We start from the raw sequence: 19,786 nt of genomic DNA, 5'->3' as shown, positions 1-19,786 counted from the left end.
CGACCGCCCAGGCCGCGTCCTTGCCGAAGCAGGACCGTTTGACAGATCAATTGTTGCACCCTCTCACTATTTGGGCGGTCGCCGCACGGCGTCCGGGCGCGCGGTCAAGCGCGCGCCGGTTCGAGTCGCTCATCGGGCTCCGGAGCACCGGCGAGCGCGGGGCCGCCGGTCCTGCCGAGAAACCCGTACCCGGCGCCGACCAGCAGCCCGCCGCCGACCAGGTTGCCCAGCCCGACCACCAGCAGGTTGGTCACGAACACACCGGCGGTGGCGCCGGGGACGTTCTCGAACATGCCGAGCGAAAAGACGGTCATGTTGGCGACCACATGCTCGAAGCCCGAGCCGATGAAGGCCAGCAGGCACCAGAAGATCAGCGCGAGCTTCGCGCCGTCCGATTTCGTCCGGGCCGCCATCCACACCGCGAGGCAGACCAGGAAGTTGCACAACACCCCGCGGAAGAACAGCATCGTGCCCGATTCGGCCGCTTTCGCCTTCACCGTCGCGGCCAGCAGCGCCGCCGCCGGCGCCGCGTGCCCGGGCGTCCCTCCGGTCTGCAAGATCCCGCTTTCGTGCACCAGCCACGCGAACACCGCCGACCCGGCCAGGTTCCCGACGAAGGAACCGGCAATCACCGCGAGCCCGGCACCGACCCCGCGGCGACGCGCGATCATGCCCTGGACCATCGTCATCATGTTGCCGGTGGACAGTTCCGCGCCGGCGAACACCACCGCGGTCAGCGCGATGCCGAACACCAGCCCCTGCACCAGCTTCGTCCACGGCGACTGCGCGGCGTTCAGCGGTCCGGTCACAGCGAGCAGCAGCACCACCGCGACGCCGATGTACGCCCCGGCCAGCGCCGAGCTCACCAGGTAGCGCCCGGGCCGGCGCAGATCGCGAATCTTGCCCTCGGCGGTGCTCGCCTGCACGGCCAAGGCATCGGGAAGTGGAATGGGCACGGCCGGTCCTCCGGAATCGTCGACTTCCGTGATCGGGCGATCACCCGGACAGTCGACCCGATCACCGCGATGCGCCGATCACCTCGGAGTCACCGTCGGGTATCCAGGAACGCACCGCGCGCACCCTGCCCGGTGAATCCCGCCATTCCGGACTCGACGGCCTTTTCCGATGCGTCCGTCTCTGGCCGGCCAGACCCGCCGATCGCGCGGAGGCGCCGCCGTGGCGCGGCAGCCTAGGTGCCCTCGTGTCCCGGCAACCGGATCGTTGACGCATTTCTGACGTGCGTTGACGGAATCTCTACGCGGAAGCCCGGATCTTGACGTGATCCATACGCCGCACCGGCTTGCGGCGAGGGACGCTGCGGTACGTGCCGGCACCTACGTCATGGCTCAAACGGCTGGTGCTCGGCCGGCCGTTCCGGAGCGACACCCTCGGCGAGACACTGCTGCCCAAGTGGCTCGCGCTGCCCATCTTCGCCAGCGACCCGCTGTCCTCGGTCGCCTACGCCACCCAGGAAATCCTGCTGATCCTCTCCATCGGCGGGCTCACCTACCTGGCGCTGGCGCCCTGGGTCGGGCTCGGGGTCGCGGTCCTGCTCAGCGTCGTGGTCGTCTCCTACCGGCAGGTCGTGAAGGCCTACCCGAGCGGCGGCGGCTCCTATGAGGTCGCTTCCCGCAATCTCGGCAGGCACGCCGGGCTCGTCGTGGCCGGCGCGCTGATGGTCGACTACATCATGACCGTCGCGGTGTCGGTCGCTTCCGGCGTCGACAACATCATTTCCGCCGTGCCCGGCCTCAACGGCTACCGGATCGCCCTCGACATCGGCTTCATCGTGATCCTGACCGCGATGAACCTGCGCGGCATCCGCGAATCCGGCCGCGCGTTCGCCGCACCGACCTACCTGTTCGTCGCCGCCGTGGTGGTGATGATCGTCCTCGGGTTCGCTCGTGCGCTCGCCGGGCACGCCCCGCTCGCCGAGAGCGCCGGCTACACGATCCGGCCCGAGCAAGTCGGAATGACCGGATTCGCGCTGATCTTCCTGCTGCTGCGGTCGTTCTCCTCCGGCTGCACCGCGCTCACCGGCGTCGAAGCCATCTCCAACGGCGTGCCCGCGTTCCGCAAGCCCAAGGCGCTCAACGCGGCCCGCACGATGACCGCGATGGGCATCATCGCCGTCGTCATGTTCGGCGGCATCACCGCGCTCGCGCTGATCACGAAGGTGCACATCGCCGAGAACACCTGCGACCTCGCCGGGTTCGCCGGCAACTGCGCGACCGACCCGCAGCGCACCGTGATCAGCCAGATCGGCGCCGCGGTCTTCGGCGGCGACCACGCCGTCCTGTTCTACTTCCTGCAGGCCACCACGGCGCTGATCCTCATCCTCGCCGCGAACACCGCGTTCAACGGCTTCCCGCTGCTCGCCTCGATCCTCGCCCAGGACCGCTACCTGCCTCGCCAGCTGCACACCCGGGGCGACCGGCTGGCCTTCTCCAACGGCATCATCGCGCTCGCCCTGGTCGCCGCGATCCTGATCTATGCGTTCGACGGCTCCACCACCCGGCTCATCCAGCTCTACATCCTCGGCGTGTTCACCTCCTTCACGCTCTGCCAGGCCGGCATGGTCCGGCACTGGAACCGCGAACTGGCCAGCGGCGCGGGCGCCCGGCGGGCGATCCTGCGCTCCCGCGCCATCAACGCGCTCGGCGCCACGCTCACCGCGGTCGTTCTCGTGGTCGTGCTCATCACCAAGTTCAGCCACGGCGCGTACCTGGTCGTCATCGCCATTCCCGCGCTGTACCTGATGATGCGGGCCATCCACCGGCACTACACGCACGTCCGCGACGAGCTGCGGCCCGACGAGGAAAGCGGGCTGCTGCCCAGCCGCGTCCACGCCATCGTGCTCGTGTCCACCTTGCACAAGCCCAGCCAGCGCGCGATCGCCTTCGCCCGCGCCACCCGGCCGGACACGCTGACCGCCATCACGGTGAACGTCGACGACGCCGAAACCCGGGATCTGCAACGGGAATGGGACCGGCGCGGCATGAAGATCCCGCTGAAGGTCATCGAGTCGCCCTACCGGGAGATCACCCGGCCGGTCGTCGGATACGTCAAGAATTACGCCCGCTCCAGCCCGCGCGACGTCGTGTGCGTCTACATCCCCGAATACGTCGTCGGCCGCTGGTGGGAGAACATCCTGCACAACCAGAGCTCCCTGCGGCTCAAAGGACGGCTGCTGTTCGAACCCGGCGTCATGGTCACCAGCGTGCCGTGGCAGCTGCGCTCCAGCCGCCGCCGCGACCTCCAGCGCGTCCGCCCGCTGCCCGGCGACCTCCGCCGCGGCGTCACCACCCGCCGCAGTTCCTGACCGCGCCGTCAGAACACGAAGTAGCGGAGCCACAGGTACGGCGCGGCCACCAGGACGCTGACCAGCGTGACAACCGCGCCCTTCTTGGTGAATTCCCAGAACGAGATGGGCGACCCGGCTCGGGCGGCGATGCCGAGAACGACCACGTTCGCGCTGGCCCCGACCGCGGTCATGTTGCCGCCGAAGTCGGCGCCGAGCGCCAGCGACCACCACAACGCCTCCGAATGCGCGGGGTCCGGGATGTCGTGTGTCAGGGCCAGCACGAGCGGGCTCATCGTCGCCACATAGGGAATGTTGTCGATCACACCGGACAGCAGCGCCGACACCCCGAGGATCAGGAACACCGCCAGCAGCGCGTTCCCGCCGGTGGCTTCCGCGGCGAGCCGGGCCAGCCGGTCGATGACGCCGGTTTTGACCAGCGCCCCGATCATGATGAACAGCCCGGCGAAGAACAGCAGGGTCTCCCACTCGACTCCGGCGAGGTAGTGGTTGGGCGGCGTGCCGGACAGCAGCACGAGCAGACCGGCCCCGAGCAGCGCGACCACCGACGGGTCGAGGTGCACCACGGAGTGCAGCACGAACCCGGCGAGCACCAGCAGCAGCACGAGCCCGGACTTGAGCAGCAGCTTCCGATCCCGAATCGCTTCGCGCTCGTTGAGCGCCATGACGTCGGCGACCCGCTGCGGATCCACCGCGAACGAACCCCGAAACAGCCACGGCAGCACCAGCGCCAGCACGACGAGTTCCACTGCGACGATCGGCGCGAGGTTGATCAGGAAGTCGTTGAACGCCAGCCCCGCGCGGCTGCCGATGATGATGTTCGGCGGGTCGCCGATCAGCGTCGCGGTGCCGCCGATGTTGGACGCCAGCACCTCGGAGATGAGAAACGGCGCCGGGCTGATCTCGAGCCGGTCGCACACCAGCAGCGTCACCGGGACGATGAGCAGCACCGTGGTCACGTTGTCCAGGAACGCCGACGCGACCGCGGTGATCAGCACCAGCAGGATCAGGATCCGCAGCGGCGAGCCCTTCGCGCGCTTGGCCGCCCAGACCGCGACGAACTCGAACACCCCGGTGCGGCGCAGGATCCCGACGATGATCATCATACCGAGCAGCAGGAACAGCACGTTCCAGTCGACGCCGGTGTCCTCGGAGAAGAACGCGTCGGCCGAACCGCTCACCCCGGTCGCGAGCACCAAACCCGCCCCGGCCAGCGCGGCGGTCATCTTCGGGACCTTCTCGGACGCGATCAGGACGTACGCGACCACGAACACGACGGCCGCGATCACGGTGCTCATCGCGGGCCCGCCCCGGTCAGCGGGGCGTCAGCGCCAGCTCCAACAGCCGCGACGCGGACACCACGCCGAGCAAAGTCCGGTCCCGCATGACCGCGACCAGCGGGCAGCGCAGCCGGGCCATCGTCGCGGCGACCTCGACGGTGGTGTCGTCGGCGTCCACTCGCGGCAGCTCGGCCGGTTCGGCGGGCAGCAGTTCGCGCACCGTCCGCCCGCCCAGCTTGTCCGCCGCCCGGTCGGCCATCGACTCGCTGAGCACCCCGGCCAGGGACGGATCGTCGCGCACGTACGACGGAACGAGGAACTGCACCACGTCCGAGGCGGGCAGCACCGACTGCGGGCATCCGGACGCGTCGGTCACCACCAGGCCGGGCAGCCGGTGCTCGGCCAGCAGCCGCGCGGCCGCCAGCGCGTTCGAGTCGACGTCGACGACCGGGAATTCCTCGGCCATGTCCGCTGCGCGCATCCGCCAAGGCTACGGCCATCCGGGCGGCTCCGCCGAAGCTCACGAATTCTTTCCTTTCTCTTTGCGGGTGCCGTTCTTCGGCCGGCCGGCGGGAGCATTGCCCGGCTGCTCGACGCGCAGCGGCGTCGCGACCGCCGCTGCGCTGGAAGAAGGCAGCACGATGATCACCGCCACGAGTCCGGACACCGCCTCGCCGTCCGAAGTGATCAGCGCGGCGGACTTCGTGTTCTCCGGCAGCAGACCGCCAGCGCTTCGGCAGGTCCGGCCGCCGTCTTGTCCACAGTGGCCGGCGCCGGGTGGCCGCCCGCGCAGAGCAGCGCCGCGATCGCCAGCGGCGCGACCTGAAGGATCAGCAATGCGGTTGGCGGAACCGCCCGCGCGGCGGCTCCGGAGAGTGACACGCTGATCCGCGGCACGACGCCGAGCCAGCACCATCGGACACTCTCCCGGGTCGATCGTGCGGTCCGTCGCCCGGCCGGGCACGGACAGGCCGACCAGACTTCCCGGCACTCCGGCCGTAAAGATGCCGCAAAGAACCGGCGGAGGCAACTCGGGAACCCGCCGTTCGACGAGACCCCGGACCAGGCCCGCTTGCCCGCTGCCGCGGTGCATCGGGCGCCCAACCGGCGAAGGTCCCTCTGCCCGGGGAACTCCGGCCCTCCCCCGCTCCTGCCTCGCCTGCGAGTGTCGAAGACACCACCGGACGACACGACGAGGCAGGGCGCCATGGAACGCGGACTCCCCGACGAGTACACCGTCACCACCGCGGTCGGGATGGCCGTTCGCGCGCCTTCCGTGCACAACTCCCAGCCCTGGCGGTTCGCGGTCGGGTACCGGTCCATGCATCTCTACGCGGATCCCTCGCGGCAGCTCGCGCAGACCGATCCGGACGGGCGCGACCTGCTGATCAGCTGCGGCGCCGCGCTGCATCACTTGCGGATCGCGTTCGCCGCGCTCGGCTGGCGGGCCGAGGTGCACCGGCTGCCCAACCCCGCCGAGCCCGACCATCTCGCTTCGGTGGAGCTGCATCGGCACGAGCCGACTCTCGACGAGATCGCGCTCGCCGCGGCGATTCCGCGGCGGCGGACCGACCGGCGGCGGCACAGTTCGTGGCACGTTCCGCGCGGACACCTCGAAAACATCGCCAAAGCGGTCGCCGACGAAGGCGTGGTGCTGCGCGTCGCGGAGGATGCCGAACGGTATTACCTCGCTGCCGCGATCGAAGAAGCGTCGCGGCGGCACCTGCAGGATCCCGCGTACCGGATCGAACTGGCCGCCTGGAGCGGGCGGCACACGTCGCCCGACGGAGTTCCCGCGCGCAACGCGCCGGTGCCGGACAGCACGCCTGGCGCGGTGCCCGGACGTCCGTTCGCCGACCCGCAACTGCCGGAAGCCGAAGGCGCGGCCGGCGAGGAAGACGAGACCGTGCTGCTCGTGCTGAGCACCGCGTCCGACGACCGGATGTCCCGGCTCCGCGCCGGGGAAGCCACGAGTGCGGCGCTGCTCACCGCGACCCAGTTCGGTCTCGCCACCTGCCCGTTGACCGAAGCGCTCGAACTGCCCGATGTCCGGCGCACTGTCGAAGAGAAGGTCGCGGCGGGCAGCTTCCCGCAGATGGTGCTGCGCATCGGCTGGGCGCCGGCCAACGCCGACCCGCTGCCCGCGACACCCCGGCGCGAGGTCGCCGAGGTGCTCGAGCCGCTCGACGCTGATCAGCTGTCCTGACCTGAGGAGGACGCCATGCCCTATTGGCACTACGGAGACGAGGCCGGCTGGGTCGGCCCGGTGGTGATGATCGTCGGAGCGGTCCTGATCCTGGCCGCGCTCGGGGTGGTGATCGCGCTCCTCGTCCGCCGGCAGGCCGCCGCGCCGGGCCCGGGACGAGGGCCGGCGCCGGGTCACGGGCCGGGCCCGGGACCGGACGAAGCCATGACGATCCTGCGCCAGCGGTTCGCCCGCGGCGAGATCGACCAGGAGGAGTACGACCGCCGCCGCGAAGCGCTCCGGCATTGACGGGGAGGACTGCGATGCGCCGCATTCCCGCCGCGCTCGCCGCGGCAGGGCTGTTGATCCTCGCCGGGTGCAGCCAGAACGGCGGCGGAACGGCCGCACCGACCACCGCTCCCAGCGCCGCGCCCCCGGCGACGACCAGCACCGCGCCGACGACGTCGGCCGGACCGCCGGCCAGCACTACCGCACCGCCCAGCTCCACCGCGCCGCCGGGCACCACCAGCCCCGCCCCGACCTCGACGCCGGGCACGCCCGGCTGTCCCGCGCCCGGATGGGGCACCGGAGCGAAGGAAGCCGCCGGTTCGACCACCGACGCGCTCTACCTGGTCCGCATCGGCCGGCACGACTGCTACGACCGCGTGGTCTTCTCGATCAACGGGCCGGCCTCGACCGGTTATTCGGTCAGCTACGTCCCGCTGGTGACCGCGGACGCTTCGGGCAAACCGCTTCCGGTCGCCGGCGGCGCGGTGCTGCAGGTCGTCGTCCGGGCGCCCGAACAAGGCGCCGACACCAGCGGGCACCAGCCCGGCCGGATCCTCGCCGCCACCGGCGACTATTTCTACCCGTCCGCTCAGCTGGCCAGCTGGCCCTCCCTGCGCGCGGTGCGTTTCGCCGGATTCTTCGAGGGACAGTGCACCTTCGCTGTCGGCACCCGCGCGAAACTCCCGTTCCGGGTGTTCACGTTGCTCGACCGCGTGAACCAGGTCCGGCTGGTCGTGCTCGACATCGCCCACTGAACCGGAGGAGCCCGCCATGGACCGGCTCAGCCCCCTGGACGCGGCATTCCTGGCGATCGAAGACGAGGACCCACAGGTCTCGCTGGCGATCGCCTCGGTTGCCGTCCTGTCCGGACCGGTGCCTTCGCCCGAGCAGTTCGCCGCCGCGGTGGAGGCCGGGCTGCCCCGGGTGCCGCGGTACCGGCAGAAAGTCCGGCGCGTGCCGCTCGACCTCGGCGCGCCGGTCTGGGTCGACGACGACTCGTTCGAGCTGGATCAGCATCTCCGGCGGCTGTCGGTGCCCGAACCGCACGACGAAGCCGCCCTGTGCGAACTGGTCGCCTTGCTGATGTCCGAACGGCTCGACCGGGACCGGCCGCTCTGGCAGTTCTGGGTGCTGGAAGGACTTTCCGGCGGGCGGTGGGCGATGCTCGCCAAGGTGCACCACTGCCTGGCCGACGGCATTTCCGCCAACGGGCTGCAGCAGCTGCTGTTCGCCGAGTCCGCATCCGTGCCCGAGGAGGACCCGCATCCCGACCCCGGTGCCCTCCGCGTTCTGGCGTCTTCCCTCGGCGACCTGGTCACCGGGCCGTTCGCCCAGGCCGGAGCCCTCGCCGGAAGCCTGCTGCATCCCCGTGTGCTCGCCCGGCGCACCACTGACGTCGCACACGGGTTCGCCACGCTCGCCCAAGCTCTCCTGCCGGTGAGCCCCTCTTCGCTCGGCGGGCCGATCGGCAGCACTCGCGGATACGCGATCGCGCAGGCGAAACTGTCCGACGTGGCCGCCGTCGCGAACGCCTTCGGCACCACCGGCAACGACGTGCTGCTCGCCGCGATCACCGGCGGGCTGCGCGAAGTCCTCCTGCGCGGCGGCGAAGAACCCGCTTCCGACAGCGTCCGGAGCCTGGTGCCGGTTTCCGTCCGGCTGCCCGGCGACGGAACGGTCGACAACGAAGTGTCGCTGCTGCTCCCGCTGCTCCCGGTCGACCTGCCCGATCCGGTCCAGCGGCTGGTTCGCGTGCACCGGCGGCTCTTGGCGCACAAGGAAGGCAAGGAATCCACCGCCGGCGCGTTCGTGACCGCGGCTGCCGCCCGCGGCCCGTTCGCGCCTGCCGCCTGGGCGGTGCGCGCGGCGCTGCGGCTCCCCCAGCACAACGTGGTCACCGTGACCACGAACGTGCCCGGCCCGGCCGAAACCCTGACGGTGGCCGGATGCCGGGTGCTCGCGCTCTACCCGTACGTCCCGATCGCGCTGCGCCTGCGAACCGGGATCGCGATGCTGACCTACCGCGGCCGGGTCTTCTTCGGCGTGACCGCCGACCGTGCGACGGTGCCCGATCCGCGGGTGCTGGCGGACACGATCGTCTCCGACCTCGCCGCGCTCAAGGCCGCGGCGGTCTCCTCCTCGAGGGCCCGGACCAATTCTCCCGGGTCGGGCAACAGCCGGCGGTCGGTGCCGAAGCCGAAGCGAACCTGACCGGCGTAGCTGAACACGCAGACGGTGATCGCCTGGCGTCCCGAGCACGGTGCCCAGCCGACGATTCCGTCCACCCGGGCGCCCGCCAGTGTCATCGGCGTGCGCGGCCCGGGCACGTTCGTCAGCACCCCGACCGCCTTCGCGGACAGGAAATCGCTCAACCACACCGCGAGCGGATCCGGGGTGCGGGCCACCGCGTACTGCAGCCCGTAGTTCACCACCGGCTCGTAGGAGTCCCGGATCCGGGCGACCCGGCGGTGCGTTTCGGCGAGCCGTTCGGCGAACGTGCGGGAACCCCGCGGCAGCCGCGCGAAGACCAGTGCGAAGTGGTTGCCCAGTTCCTCTGGCAGCTCCTCGTCGAACGCGGTGAGGCTCACCGGGACGAACCACGGCAGGTCGGCGGGGACGCGAGCGGCCGGGTTGCGGGCCAGGTACCGGTCGAACGCGCCCGCCACCAGCGCGGTGCACACGTCGTTCACCGTCGTTCCGGTGGCGTGCCCGAGTCCGGCCAGGTCGGCGAGCGGCACCGGATCGCCCCAGGCCGCCGTTTTTTCCGCGCCCGGCTGCCCGGACCACGCGGGCGCCGCGGCCGGAGCCAGCACGAGGTCGGTCAACCCGGCGGCGCTGTGCCGCAGCGAAGTCACCGCGGCGGCCACCTGCTCGACCGCCTGCCGGGGGCCGCCGCTGAGCAGGCCGGCCGCGATGCCGGCCGCGGCGGCGGCGACTCCGGTCACGGTGGCCGCCGCGTACGCGGGTACGGCGACCAGGGTTTCGGCGATCGGGCCGATCCGGGCGGCACGGTCCTGCAGTGCCGCGCTCGCGTCGTCGACCGAGCGGACGACCGACGCACCGGCGCGCGCCACCGGATGAGCCACCGGCGGGTGATGCGGCGCGGCGCCGCCGACGTGCGCGGGCAGCCCCGGTCCGGCCGGGTCCGGGTCGAGCAGGCTGAACAGCACCTGCGTCAACCGGATCCCGTCGGCGATCGCGTGGTGCGTGCGGACGACGACAGCGCTCCCCCGCCGGTAGCCCTGCAGCAGGTCGATCGTCCACAGTGGATGATCCGGGTCGAACGGGCCGCTGCGCCGGGCGGCCGCGAACTCCTCGAGCTGCGCCTGCGTTCCCGGCTGCGGGAGCGAGTGGACCAGCAGGTGCCGGTCGAGGTCGAAGTCGGGGTCGGTCTCCCAGCGGCCGCCGACCGGCCGCTGCAGGTACACCGGGTAGCGGGCGAGCAGCCGGTCGGCCACGAGCGAACGCAACCGGCCGGGCTCGATCGGTTCGGCGGTCCAGAGCACCGAGGTGACCACCATCCGGTTGTGCGGCCGGTCGAGGCGCAGCCACAGCGCGTCCTGCGCGGCGATCCGCCGCGAATCGGTCGGGCTCACGGTTCGGACCCGCCTTGGTCGAGACGGAACGGTGGATAGGCATCGGTCAGCAGCGAGGCGTACGCGGCGACGCGCAGCGCCCAGCGGTCCATGCCGACCACGAAATCGAAGATCGGACGGGGATAGGACCCGGTGAACAGCACCACGACCGCGGCGATCAGCACCAGGACGCCGATCAGTCCGCCGTCCCACTCCGCGTTCGTGTGCACGACCGTGCCGCCGCCTCCGACGAACAAGGCCACCACGAACAGGTGCGGCAGGACGAGCAACCACCACTTCACCAGCACCAGGCCCCGGGAAAGGCGTTCCGGATATGCGACTTCCAGCCGCGCCGGATAGTCCGGCACCGCGGACAGGGCGAACGGCGGGTAGCGGTCGGTGGAGAGCGCGGCGTAGCCGTAGCAGTGCACCCGCCAGCTCCAGCGGAGCACGCCGACGGTGAACTCGAACAGCGGGCGCGGGTACCGGCCGGTCACCAGGATCGCGACGAGCGCGCACAGGCCGACCAGCGGATAGACCAGCCACAGCAGCGCGAGCACGAACCAGTGCGGCACCAGCAGCAGCCACTTCACCAGCCACAGCCAGCGCGAGAGCGGCTCGTCGAGATCGGCTTCCACGCGAACCGGGTACGGCGCGTCCGGGATCTCCATCGCGGCCCCCTTTCAGCCTGCTCACCGTCGCCGGGCCGACCGGTCCCGGCACAGGGCAGGAAGTCCTTTCGTGCGGTGACGAAATCGGCGCCGGAACGCACCGGTTGCTTCTGGCGCGAACAGCCGCGGCGGGCCGACGCTGAACCCCACCGAACTCCGGAGAGACGCTATGACCACTCAGGAAACCCGCGACCTGCTCGGCGATCGCTTCCTCCCGAACCCGCATTTCACGCTGGTCCGCCACGCGATCGTCGACGCGCCGGTAGAACCGACCTACGCCGCGGCCCGCGCGATCGACCTGACCGAGATCCACAGCGGCCTCGCGACCGCGGCGGGCCGGCTGCGCGAGCTGCCCGCCCGGTGGCGCGGCCGCCGGGCCGGGCCGATGCGCCGGCCGACCCGGCTGACCATCGACGACCTCGACGCCGGAACCGAATGGGCACTGCTCGGCGAGCACCCGGGCAGCGAGTTCGCGATCGGCGTGGCCGGCAAGTTCTGGCGGCCGGTGATCGTCTGGCGCCGCGTCGAGCCCGCCGAGTTCGAGGCGTTTTCCGAACCCGGGTACGGGAAACTCGTGATGACTTTCGGCGTGCGGCCCTACGGCGCGCACCGCAGCCTGCTGACGATCGACACCCGGGTGCAGCTGACCGATCCGCCGAGCTGGCTGAAGTTCCGCCGCTACTGGCGGGTCGCGTCGCCGTTCGCGCTGGCGGTCCACACCGCGCTGCTGCGCACGATCGCCGACGAGGCGCGGGAACGGGCGCTCGCCGCCTACCAGCGCGACGACGACTGACCGGCGGCTCAGCCGGAGTAGAGCGCGGCCACCTCGTCGGAGTACTTCTCCAGCACCCGGGACCGGCGGACCTTCAGCGTCGGCGTGAGCTCGTCGCCGACGCTGAACTCCGTCCCGAGCACACGGAACCGTTTGATGGCTTCGGCCTGCGACACCGTGGCGTTCACCTCGTCGATCGCCTGCTGCAGCAGCGTATGCAGCTCGGCGTCGTCGCGCAGATCCGCCACCGTGGCGCCGGCGGGCTTCGCGCGGTCGAGTTTCCATCCGTCGAACGCTTCCCGGTCCAGCGCGAACAGCGCGCCGACGAACGGGAGCCGGTCACCGGTGACCACGCACTGGTCGATCAGCCAGTGCGCGCGCAGCGAATCCTCGAAGTAGGCCGCGGCGATGTTCTTGCCGCCCGCGGTCACCAGCAGGTCCTTCTTGCGGCCGGAGACGGTGAGATAGCCGTCCGCGAGCGAACCGAGATCGCCGGTGCGGAACCAGCCGCCGGGAGCGGACGCCTCGGCGGTCGACGCCTCGTCGTGCCAGTATCCGGCGTACACCATCGGGCCGCGCACCAGGATCTCGCCGTCCGCGGCGATCTGGAGCACCGCGCCGGGAAGCGGCTGGCCGACTGTGCCGACCCGTTGTGCGGCCGGGAGGTTCAGCGTGACGCCAGCGGTGGTTTCGGTCAGCCCGTAGCCTTCCAGGATCCGGATCCCCGCACCGCGGAGGAAATGCGCGAGGTGAGGCGACAGCGGGGCTCCGCCGCTCACCGCGTACTCCACTCGCCCGCCGAGCGCCGCCCGCAGCCGCCGGTAGACGACGAGGTCGAACAGCGAGCGGCGCAGGGACAGCAAGCGCCCCGGCGATGCCGCTTCGCTCCATTCGACCGCGGTCCGCTCGGCCGCGCGGAAGATCCGGCCGCCGAGACCGTGCCCGGCTTGCCGTTCGGCGGTGTCGTGAAGTTTCTCGAACACGCGCGGGACCGCGACCATCGCGCTCGGGCGGAACTCGCGCAGCACCTCGGGCAGCCGGCCCAGGTCGCCGAGATGGCCGGTCCGGGCGCCGGCGCGCACCGCGGAGAGCTGGACCACCCGGGTGAGGATGTGTGCCAGCGGCAGGAACAGCAGGACCGAGCTGTCCGGCGTCAGCACCTGGTCCCGGATCCCGGGCGCGGCCAGGACCGCGCCGACTTCGGCGAGCAGGTTCCGGTGGGTGAGCACGCAGCCCTTGGGCCGGCCGGTGGTGCCCGAGGTGTACACGATCGTCGCCGGGTCGTCCACGCCCGCACCGCGCCGGTCCGGCTGGGCGCCGTTCCCGAGCGCCGCCAGCTGGTCGAGGTCCGGGCCGTCCGTCCGCCACACCTGCCGCGCCCCGGCTTCGACCGCCGTCTGCGCGCACTTCTCCCCTCCGGCGAACACGGCCACCGCGCCGGAGTCGCGGATGATCCACTCGGCCTGCACCGCCGAGGACGTCTCGTAGATCGGGACGGTAACGCCGCCCGCGGTCCAGATCGCGTAGTCGCAGCGGACCCATTCATAGCTCGTCGCCGACATGATCGCGACCCGGTCGCCCGGTTCGACCCCGGCCGCGACGAGGCCGCTCGCGAGAGCGCGCACCTCCGCGGCGAACTCGCCGGCGGTCACGTCTCGCCAGCCGGCCGGGGTTTCCCGGGCGAACAGCGGATGTCCGGGTTCTCGTGCCGCCCAGTCGGCGAGGTCGTCGGCGATCACGGCGTCGTCCGCGACGACGGGGCCGGACGGGCCGGCGTACTGGACCGGGTTCATGCCCGGCTCGCCCGCCTGCGCAGGCGGAGCCCGGCGGCCCATTCGCGCGCCCGCTCCGTTTCCCCGGCAACCAGTTTCGTCTCCGTGCCGTCGCCCTCGACCAGGAAGCTCTCCGCCGGTGCGGCCGGCGCGTGGCCGAGCCCGCTCAGGATCTTCTGCGCGCTCCGGGCGGCGGACCCGGTCAGCCACCGAGGTTTCCCGATCCGGGTGTCGAAGACCGCGGTGTCCAGAGCCGGGGGCAGGACGGTGAACCCGCCCAGCCATTCCCGCACTCCCGGCTCGCCGGTGCGGGTGCTGCCGCTGCCCTGGTCGGCCGCGGCTTTCCGGGTGGACGGCCGGCTCAGCCCGTGCACGTGCGTGGGCGCGCCCACCACGAGCAGGTCGTAACCGGCGAGATCCCGCGGTGCGTGATCGACCGGCAGGATCTCGTCGGTGCCGAGTCCTTCGCCGATCGCACGGGCGATTTCCTCGGTGTTGCCGAACATCGACTCGTACACGACTAACGCTCGCATATGCGGGCTCCTTTCTCCATTGCGCCACCGGACCGGACGGTGCGGCCGGTGCGCGCTGCCTCATCGCGCCAGCGCGGGCACCCGCCGGATCGGCAGGCCTGCCGCCACCTCCGCCGCCAACGCGGTCACTGCCGCCGACTGCCGCGCCCGCACCGGCACCGCTGCGCGGAGACGGCGAGCCGAGGACGGCAGCCAAGCCAGGTCCGATTCGAGCCGCCGCCGGGCGCGGGCGAGGTCGAAGCGGCCGATCCGGCGTCCCGACAGCATCGCCGGGAGCAGCAGTGCCTCGCCGCCCGGACGGGCCTCGTCGGCCAACGCCAGCAGGTCCGGCCCGCCCGCGGGATCCCGCCAGACCTGTTTCGCGCCGGGCAGCGTCCGTTTCCCCGCGGACAGCTTCATCACCGGCCGGCCGTCGTACTCGACGAGCTTGTACGCGCTGTCCAGGGAAGGCGCGTCGGCGGAAACGCCCACTGCGGTACCCAGCCCGTACGCGTCGATCGGCGCGCCCGCCGCGGTCAGCCGTTCCAGTTCGTACTCGTCCAGGCCGCCGCTCGCCATCACCCGGGCCGCCGACAGACCGGCGTCGTCCAGCATCCGGCGCGCGAGGCGGGACTGCTCCAGCAGATCGCCCGAGTCCAGCCGGACGGCCATTCGCGCGGCCGGCAAGTCCAGTTCCCGCACCACGTCGATCGCATGCGCGATGCCGGTCGCCGTGTCGACGGTGTCGACCAGGAACACCGGCGCGGCCGGGAAATCCTCGGCGAACGCGCGGAAAGCCTCGTACTCGCTGGGGAACGCCTGCACGTACGAATGCGCCATCGTCCCGGCCGGGCGCAAGCCGTGCCGGGCAGCTCCCTCGACGTTGCTGGTGCCGGCGAAACCGGCCAGCGCCGTCAACCGGGCCGCGGCCAGTGCGGCGGCCGAACCGTGTGTGCGGCGCGCGGAAAAGTCGATGAGCTCGGCGTCCGGCGCGGCGAGCCGGCAGCGCGCCGCCTTGGTGGCGACGGCGGTGGCGAACGTGACCGTGTTCAGCAGCAGGGTCTCCACCAGCTGCGCCTCCGGCAGCGGTGCGGTGACCTCCAGCAGCGGTTCCCCCGCGAACACTGTCCGGCCTTCCGGGACGGCGCGCACGTCGCCGGTGAACCGCAACCGGGACAACGCTTCCACGTCGGTCGCCGGCAGCCGGAGCACCTCGCTCGCATACGCCAGTTCCTCGGGCTCGAACCGGTAGCAGTGCAGCAGGTCGAGCGCCTCGTCCAGCCCGGCGGCGACCAGGAATCCCCGGTGCCGCGGCAGGTTCCGGGCGAACAGGCTGAAGGTGGCCGGGCCGGTCATCCCCCGGCGCAGATAGCTCACCGCCATCCTGATCTCGTACAGATCCGTGCGCAGCCCGTTCATCGCGGTCCCTTCCGGCTCGGCCGTGGCCCAGTGTGCGGGCGGGCCGCCGGACTGCAAGAGGGCCGCACGTCCCTCGCGCGGGCGACGATGGTCCCCGGTCCGCCCTCGGTCCCGGGCGCCGGGGTCTTTGGCCTCTTCTCGCTGCCCGGCCCGGGCGCGTTGCCTGGAAGAACGCTGAAGAAAGGTGCCCGCCATGCAGACCGTGGACGTCGGCGAACTGGCCGTGTCGGCGTATCGCCCGGTCGCGCCGGACTGGATTCTCGACGCGCTCGCCGCGGTCGGCGACCGGCTGCGCGGCGCGCGGGTGCTGCACCTCAGCGCGACCCCGTACGGCGGCGGCGTGTCGGAACTGCTCCGCTCGGCGATCCCGCTCTACCGCGATCTCGGCGTGCACGCGACGTGGAAGATCATCAACGGCGGACCGGAGTTCTTCGCCGTCACCAAGAAGATCCACAACGCTCTGCAGGGCGCGTCCGAGCCGCTCACGCCGGCCGAACGCGCGGTGTACGAAGAGACCGCGCGCCGCAACGCGGCGGATTTCGCCGCCGAGCGCGGGTTCGCCGACTGGGACTTCGTCTTCGTGCACGACCCGCAGCCCGCCGCCATACAGTCCTTTGTGGACGGAATGGCGGCGCATTGGGTGTGGCGCTGCCACATCGACACCTCGCAGCCTCAGCCGGAAACCTGGGACTACATCGGCAAGTTCGTCGACGGCTACGACGCGACGGTCTTCACCCTCGCCGATTTCGTCCCACCCTCGCTGTCCGCCGACCGGGTCGACGTCATCCCGCCCGCGATCGACCCGCTGAGCCCGAAAAACCTGTCCCTCGACGACCGCACCGCGCACGCCGTGCTCAACTGGATCGGCATCGACCCGGCGCTTCCGCTGATCACCCAGGTGTCCCGGTTCGACCCGTGGAAGGACCCGCTCGGGGTGATCGACGCCTACCGGCTGGTGCGCGACGAAGTCCCCGGCCTGCAGCTCGCTCTGGTCGGATCGATGGCGCTGGACGACCCGGAGGCATGGGACGTCTATCGCATGATCAGCGACGCGACGCGGCACGACCCCGGCGTGCACGTATTCACCAACTTCACCGGCGTCGGCAATGTCGAGGTCAACGCCTTCCAGCGGACGTCGGCGGTGATGGTGCAGAAGTCGATCCGCGAGGGGTTCGGCCTCGTGGTGTCCGAGGCGCTCTGGAAGAAAACGCCGGTGGTCGCCGGGCGAGCGGGCGGGATCCCGCTGCAGGTCGCCGACGGCGCGGGCGGGGTGCTCGTCGATTCGGTCGAGGAATGCGCCCGCGAACTGGGCGCACTGCTCGCCGACAGCGCACGTGCCGCCGCGCTGGGCACCGCCGGGCACCAGCGCGTGAAGCGGCACTTCCTGATCCCGCGGCTGGTTCTCGACGAGCTCTCGCTGCTCGACGGTCTCGCGCACGGCGACCGGCCCGGCTCGCTGATGACCCGCACCGGCGACCGCGATCCGGTCTGCGGCCTTTACCTGGTGCCGGGCGACGAATCGTTCTCGCTGCTCCGCGACGGCGTCCGGCACCGGTTCTGCTCGGCCGGCTGCCGGGACACGTTCGCCACCCGGAAAGGACGGCCATGACGACCCGCACCTGGCACGGCGGCCAGCTCCGCTGGAATTCCGAGACCCGAGCCTGGTCGGTGCTCGCGACCGGCCGCCGGGACCGCCCGCACGTCGGCCGCGCCGGCTGCCCGTTCTGCCCCGGTCCCGGCGAGGACACCCCGCCGGAGACCTGGCGGCTCTCCGGCGGCGACGGCTGGCTCGTGCGCACCGTGCCGAACCGGTACGCGTTGTCCGACCGGCACGAGATCGTCATCGAATCCCCGCGGCACGACTGGGACATCCCGACCGGGACGATCGCCGAGACGGCCGCGGTGCTGTCCGCGTGGCAGCTGCGGCACCGCACCCTGCGCAAGGGCGCGGCCCAGGTAGCGGTCTTCCGCAACCACGGCTCCGCCGCGGGCATCTCGCTGGCGCACCCGCATTCGCAGATCGCCGGGCTGCCGGTGCTCGCCGAGCACGCCCGCCGCGACCTCGAAACCGCGCGCGAGCACCACGCCGCGACCGGCCGCCGGTTCGCCGACGACGTGCTCGCGGCCGAACTGGCCGCCGGGAGCCGGATCGTGTTCGCGGACGAGCAGATCGTCGCGTTCAGCCCGTTCGCCGCGGTCGCCGATTACGAAGTGTCCTTCCTGCCGCGCCGGCCGGCCGCCGACTTCGCCGCCGCGCCCCCCGAGACGATCGAGGCGCTCGCGCACTGCCTGCGCGTGGTACTGGCCGCGCTGCAGACCGAACTCGGCGACCCCGCGTACAACCTGGTCCTGCGCACCGCGCCCACCGGTTACGAGGACGCCCCCTTCACCGCGTGGTCGCTGCAGCTGGTGCCCCGGCTGGGCATCGCCGCAGGACTCGAACTCGCCACCGGCATCCCGGTCGTCACCGTCGCGCCCGAAACCGCCGCGGCCCGGCTGCGCGCCCGGGTCTCTCCGACGATCGCGTCCTGACTACCGAAGACCGAAGGAGGAACGGCAGATGAAGGCACACCGGTTCATCGTGGTCGGGGTCGACGGTTCGAGCGCCAGCATCGGCGCCCTGATCTGGGCAGCCGAAGCCGCGTCGGCGAGCGGCGCGGAGCTGCACGTGGTCTCCGCGTGGCTGCACGATCCGCTGCTCGACGACCTCTCGATCGGCCGGACCGTGGACGAAGCCAGGAAGGCGCATCTCGCCGAACTGGACGCGTTCATCGCGCAAGTCGTCAAGAACGTGCCGGTCGCCTCGGTACGCTCGGCGGTGCCCGAAGGCGACGCCGCCGGGGCGCTGATCGACCAGTCGCGCAATGCCGCGCTCCTCGTCGTCGGCAGCCACGGCAAGGGCATGGTGCGGGAGGCGCTCACCGGGTCGGTCGGCAAAGCCTGCCTGCGCCGGGCGTCCTGCCCGGTCACCGTGATCCCGCCGCGCGCGCTCGCCCCGGAAAGCAGGCTGGGCCGCAAGATCGCCGCAATCACCGGCGGCTGAGACCGTCCGAGAAAGGAACTCCTGCCATGACTGTCTGGATTATCGTCGGGGCGGTGGTGCTCGTCGCGCTGCTGGCGCTGTCGATCCGAGTGGTGAAACAGTACGAGAAGGGCGTCCTTTTCCGGCTGGGCCGGGTGATCGGCGTCCGGGAACCGGGGCTGCGGTTCATCGTCCCGGTGATCGACCAGCTGCGCCGGGTGTCGCTGCGGGTGGTGACGATGCCGATCCAGTCGCAGGGGATCATCACCCGCGACAACGTGAGCGTCGACGTTTCCGCGGTCGCCTACTTCCGGGTCGTCGACGCGGTCAAATCGGTGGTGGCGATCGAGAACGTGCGCGCGGCCATCGACCAGATCGCGCAGACCACGCTCCGCAAGGTCGTCGGGCAGCACACGCTGGACGAGACGCTCGCCGAGACGGACAAGATCAACTCCGACATCCGGCAGATCCTCGACCTGGTCACGACCGAGTGGGGCATCGACGTGACACTGGTGGAGCTGAAGGACATCCAGCTGCCGGAGTCGATGAAGCGGGCCATGGCGAAGCAGGCCGAGGCGGAGCGGGAGAAGCGCGCGAAGATCATCAACGCCGAAGGCGAGGCGCAGGCGGCCGCGGCGCTCGGCACCGCGTCGGACACCATGATGGCGCACCCGCTGGCCCTGCAGCTGCGCAATCTGCAGAGCCTGGTGGAGATCGGCGTGGACCACAACAGCACGGTCATCTTCCCGGCGCCGCTGATGAGCACGATCGGCGAGCTGGGCTCGTTCCTGTCGCGGGAGGCTGCGGCAGCCGTTCCGCACCGCGACGGCGCCGGGCCGAACGACCTGGGCGCCGCCCGGAACGGCCCGCAGCCATCGGTCCCGGCCCAGCCAACGGTCCCGGCGCAGCCGTCGGCCCCGGTGCAGCCGTCGATTTCGCCGCAGCGGGCCGGATAGCGACCGGGACGG

The 19,786-nt window shown here is 71.6% G+C and carries 18 protein-coding genes and 2 pseudogenes; 10 read left to right on the top strand and 10 right to left on the bottom strand.

The genetic code is table 11. The features are described 5' to 3' along the window. Nucleotides 1-104 precede the first annotated feature (104 nt). Nucleotides 105-956 carry a formate/nitrite transporter family protein gene (locus AMYBE_RS0108530; protein ID WP_027927488.1) on the bottom strand — a complete coding sequence of 284 codons (852 nt, stop codon included), beginning with the start codon at nt 954-956 and terminating at the stop codon, nt 105-107. A gap of 368 nt (nt 957-1,324) precedes the next feature. On the opposite strand from AMYBE_RS0108530, the gene AMYBE_RS0108525 reads away from it, so the two are divergent. Beyond that, nucleotides 1,325-3,322 carry an APC family permease gene (locus tag AMYBE_RS0108525; RefSeq protein WP_027927487.1) on the top strand — a complete coding sequence of 666 codons (1,998 nt, stop codon included), beginning with the start codon at nt 1,325-1,327 and terminating at the stop codon, nt 3,320-3,322. An 8-nt stretch (nt 3,323-3,330) separates the two neighbouring features. Here AMYBE_RS0108525 and AMYBE_RS0108520 read toward each other — a convergent pair whose 3' ends face one another. The 4 genes from AMYBE_RS0108520 to AMYBE_RS44680 are packed head-to-tail and all read right to left on the bottom strand — an operon-like array spanning nt 3,331 to nt 5,484. Then, nucleotides 3,331-4,620 (bottom strand): ArsB/NhaD family transporter, encoded by a 1,290-nt coding sequence (locus tag AMYBE_RS0108520; protein WP_020658942.1) that lies wholly within the window; start codon nt 4,618-4,620, stop codon nt 3,331-3,333. Between the two features lie 16 nt (nt 4,621-4,636). Continuing rightward, a complete protein-coding gene (locus AMYBE_RS0108515; protein WP_020658941.1) occupies nt 4,637-5,083 on the bottom strand; it encodes a CBS domain-containing protein in 447 nt (148 codons plus the stop codon). Between the two features lie 39 nt (nt 5,084-5,122). Further along, the gene (locus tag AMYBE_RS46610; RefSeq protein WP_281172058.1) at nt 5,123-5,251 is read right to left on the bottom strand and encodes a hypothetical protein; all 129 of its coding nucleotides are present in this window, start codon (nt 5,249-5,251) and stop codon (nt 5,123-5,125) included. A gap of 38 nt (nt 5,252-5,289) precedes the next feature. Continuing rightward, entirely contained in the window at nt 5,290-5,484 is a 195-nt protein-coding gene (locus AMYBE_RS44680) for a hypothetical protein (protein ID WP_154676146.1), read from the bottom strand. Nucleotides 5,485-5,809: 325 nt separating this feature from the next. On the opposite strand from AMYBE_RS44680, the gene AMYBE_RS0108505 reads away from it, so the two are divergent. The 4 genes from AMYBE_RS0108505 to AMYBE_RS46045 are packed head-to-tail and all read left to right on the top strand — an operon-like array spanning nt 5,810 to nt 9,286. Then, nucleotides 5,810-6,808, top strand: coding sequence for an Acg family FMN-binding oxidoreductase (locus tag AMYBE_RS0108505; protein WP_020658939.1), 999 nt, complete (start codon nt 5,810-5,812; stop codon nt 6,806-6,808). A gap of 15 nt (nt 6,809-6,823) precedes the next feature. Then, nucleotides 6,824-7,096: an SHOCT domain-containing protein gene (locus tag AMYBE_RS0108500; RefSeq protein ID WP_020658938.1), complete on the top strand. Its 273-nt coding sequence runs from the start codon at nt 6,824-6,826 to the stop codon at nt 7,094-7,096. 14 nt (nt 7,097-7,110) lie between these two features. Beyond that, on the top strand, nt 7,111-7,830 hold the full coding sequence (locus AMYBE_RS41125) for an AMIN-like domain-containing (lipo)protein (RefSeq protein WP_020658937.1): 720 nt from the start codon (nt 7,111-7,113) through the stop codon (nt 7,828-7,830). A gap of 16 nt (nt 7,831-7,846) precedes the next feature. Continuing rightward, the gene (locus AMYBE_RS46045) at nt 7,847-9,286 is read left to right on the top strand and encodes a wax ester/triacylglycerol synthase family O-acyltransferase (RefSeq protein ID WP_020658936.1); all 1,440 of its coding nucleotides are present in this window, start codon (nt 7,847-7,849) and stop codon (nt 9,284-9,286) included. Here AMYBE_RS46045 and AMYBE_RS43820 read toward each other — a convergent pair. Continuing rightward, nucleotides 9,268-10,596, bottom strand: a pseudogene (locus AMYBE_RS43820) (WS/DGAT domain-containing protein); the annotation flags it as partial. The gene AMYBE_RS46045 and the pseudogene AMYBE_RS43820 overlap by 19 nt on opposite strands. A 74-nt stretch (nt 10,597-10,670) precedes the next feature. Beyond that, nucleotides 10,671-11,321, bottom strand: a pseudogene (locus AMYBE_RS0108480) (DUF4389 domain-containing protein); the annotation flags it as partial. A gap of 169 nt (nt 11,322-11,490) precedes the next feature. On the opposite strand from AMYBE_RS0108480, the gene AMYBE_RS0108475 reads away from it, so the two are divergent. Beyond that, nucleotides 11,491-12,114 carry a hypothetical protein gene (locus AMYBE_RS0108475; RefSeq protein WP_020658932.1) on the top strand — a complete coding sequence of 208 codons (624 nt, stop codon included), beginning with the start codon at nt 11,491-11,493 and terminating at the stop codon, nt 12,112-12,114. 8 nt (nt 12,115-12,122) lie between these two features. Here the strand turns inward: AMYBE_RS0108475 and AMYBE_RS0108470 are convergent, their stop codons facing one another. Genes AMYBE_RS0108470 through AMYBE_RS0108460 form a run of 3 tightly spaced genes read right to left on the bottom strand, consistent with a single transcriptional unit; the run spans nt 12,123 to nt 15,796 of the window. Beyond that, nucleotides 12,123-13,886, bottom strand: coding sequence for an AMP-dependent synthetase/ligase (locus AMYBE_RS0108470; RefSeq protein ID WP_027927485.1), 1,764 nt, complete (start codon nt 13,884-13,886; stop codon nt 12,123-12,125). Next, entirely contained in the window at nt 13,883-14,398 is a 516-nt protein-coding gene (locus AMYBE_RS0108465) for a flavodoxin domain-containing protein (RefSeq protein WP_027927484.1), read from the bottom strand. Before AMYBE_RS0108465 ends, AMYBE_RS0108470 begins: the two co-directional genes overlap by 4 nt. 60 nt (nt 14,399-14,458) lie before the next feature. Beyond that, nucleotides 14,459-15,796, bottom strand: coding sequence for a nicotinate phosphoribosyltransferase (locus AMYBE_RS0108460; protein WP_020658929.1), 1,338 nt, complete (start codon nt 15,794-15,796; stop codon nt 14,459-14,461). 193 nt (nt 15,797-15,989) lie between these two features. Between AMYBE_RS0108460 and AMYBE_RS0108455 the strand changes: the two genes are divergently transcribed. Genes AMYBE_RS0108455 through AMYBE_RS0108440 form a run of 4 tightly spaced genes read left to right on the top strand, consistent with a single transcriptional unit; the run spans nt 15,990 to nt 19,774 of the window. Continuing rightward, nucleotides 15,990-17,405: a glycosyltransferase gene (locus AMYBE_RS0108455; protein WP_020658928.1), complete on the top strand. Its 1,416-nt coding sequence runs from the start codon at nt 15,990-15,992 to the stop codon at nt 17,403-17,405. Next, nucleotides 17,402-18,328 carry a galactose-1-phosphate uridylyltransferase gene (locus tag AMYBE_RS0108450; RefSeq protein WP_020658927.1) on the top strand — a complete coding sequence of 309 codons (927 nt, stop codon included), beginning with the start codon at nt 17,402-17,404 and terminating at the stop codon, nt 18,326-18,328. Before AMYBE_RS0108455 ends, AMYBE_RS0108450 begins: the two co-directional genes overlap by 4 nt. A gap of 28 nt (nt 18,329-18,356) precedes the next feature. Next, a complete protein-coding gene (locus AMYBE_RS0108445; RefSeq protein ID WP_020658926.1) occupies nt 18,357-18,839 on the top strand; it encodes a universal stress protein in 483 nt (160 codons plus the stop codon). Nucleotides 18,840-18,865: 26 nt separating this feature from the next. Further along, nucleotides 18,866-19,774, top strand: coding sequence for a slipin family protein (locus tag AMYBE_RS0108440; protein WP_020658925.1), 909 nt, complete (start codon nt 18,866-18,868; stop codon nt 19,772-19,774). Nucleotides 19,775-19,786: the final 12 nt, after the last annotated feature.

The organism is Amycolatopsis benzoatilytica AK 16/65 (genome assembly GCF_000383915.1).
Classification (GTDB): Bacteria; Actinomycetota; Actinomycetes; order Mycobacteriales; family Pseudonocardiaceae; genus Amycolatopsis; species Amycolatopsis benzoatilytica.
The sequence above is the reverse complement of the archived record's forward strand: the minus strand, read 5'-3'. Positions and strand labels throughout refer to the sequence as shown.

Bases quoted from the DNA above. Each gene is read 5' to 3' on its own strand.
- AMYBE_RS0108450 (WP_020658927.1), top strand. From the start codon at position 17,402: ATGACGACCCGCACCTGGCACGGCGGCCAGCTCCGCTGGAATTCCGAG.
- AMYBE_RS0108515 (WP_020658941.1), bottom strand. From the start codon at position 5,083: ATGCGCGCAGCGGACATGGCCGAGGAATTCCCGGTCGTCGACGTCGAC.
- AMYBE_RS0108465 (WP_027927484.1), bottom strand. From the start codon at position 14,398: ATGCGAGCGTTAGTCGTGTACGAGTCGATGTTCGGCAACACCGAGGAA.
- AMYBE_RS0108520 (WP_020658942.1), bottom strand. From the start codon at position 4,620: ATGAGCACCGTGATCGCGGCCGTCGTGTTCGTGGTCGCGTACGTCCTG.
- AMYBE_RS41125 (WP_020658937.1), top strand. From the start codon at position 7,111: ATGCGCCGCATTCCCGCCGCGCTCGCCGCGGCAGGGCTGTTGATCCTC.
- AMYBE_RS0108445 (WP_020658926.1), top strand. From the start codon at position 18,357: ATGAAGGCACACCGGTTCATCGTGGTCGGGGTCGACGGTTCGAGCGCC.
- AMYBE_RS46045 (WP_020658936.1), top strand. From the start codon at position 7,847: ATGGACCGGCTCAGCCCCCTGGACGCGGCATTCCTGGCGATCGAAGAC.
- AMYBE_RS0108500 (WP_020658938.1), top strand. From the start codon at position 6,824: ATGCCCTATTGGCACTACGGAGACGAGGCCGGCTGGGTCGGCCCGGTG.
- AMYBE_RS0108475 (WP_020658932.1), top strand. From the start codon at position 11,491: ATGACCACTCAGGAAACCCGCGACCTGCTCGGCGATCGCTTCCTCCCG.
- AMYBE_RS0108505 (WP_020658939.1), top strand. From the start codon at position 5,810: ATGGAACGCGGACTCCCCGACGAGTACACCGTCACCACCGCGGTCGGG.
- AMYBE_RS0108440 (WP_020658925.1), top strand. From the start codon at position 18,866: ATGACTGTCTGGATTATCGTCGGGGCGGTGGTGCTCGTCGCGCTGCTG.
- AMYBE_RS0108470 (WP_027927485.1), bottom strand. From the start codon at position 13,886: ATGAACCCGGTCCAGTACGCCGGCCCGTCCGGCCCCGTCGTCGCGGAC.
- AMYBE_RS0108455 (WP_020658928.1), top strand. From the start codon at position 15,990: ATGCAGACCGTGGACGTCGGCGAACTGGCCGTGTCGGCGTATCGCCCG.
- AMYBE_RS0108460 (WP_020658929.1), bottom strand. From the start codon at position 15,796: ATGAACGGGCTGCGCACGGATCTGTACGAGATCAGGATGGCGGTGAGC.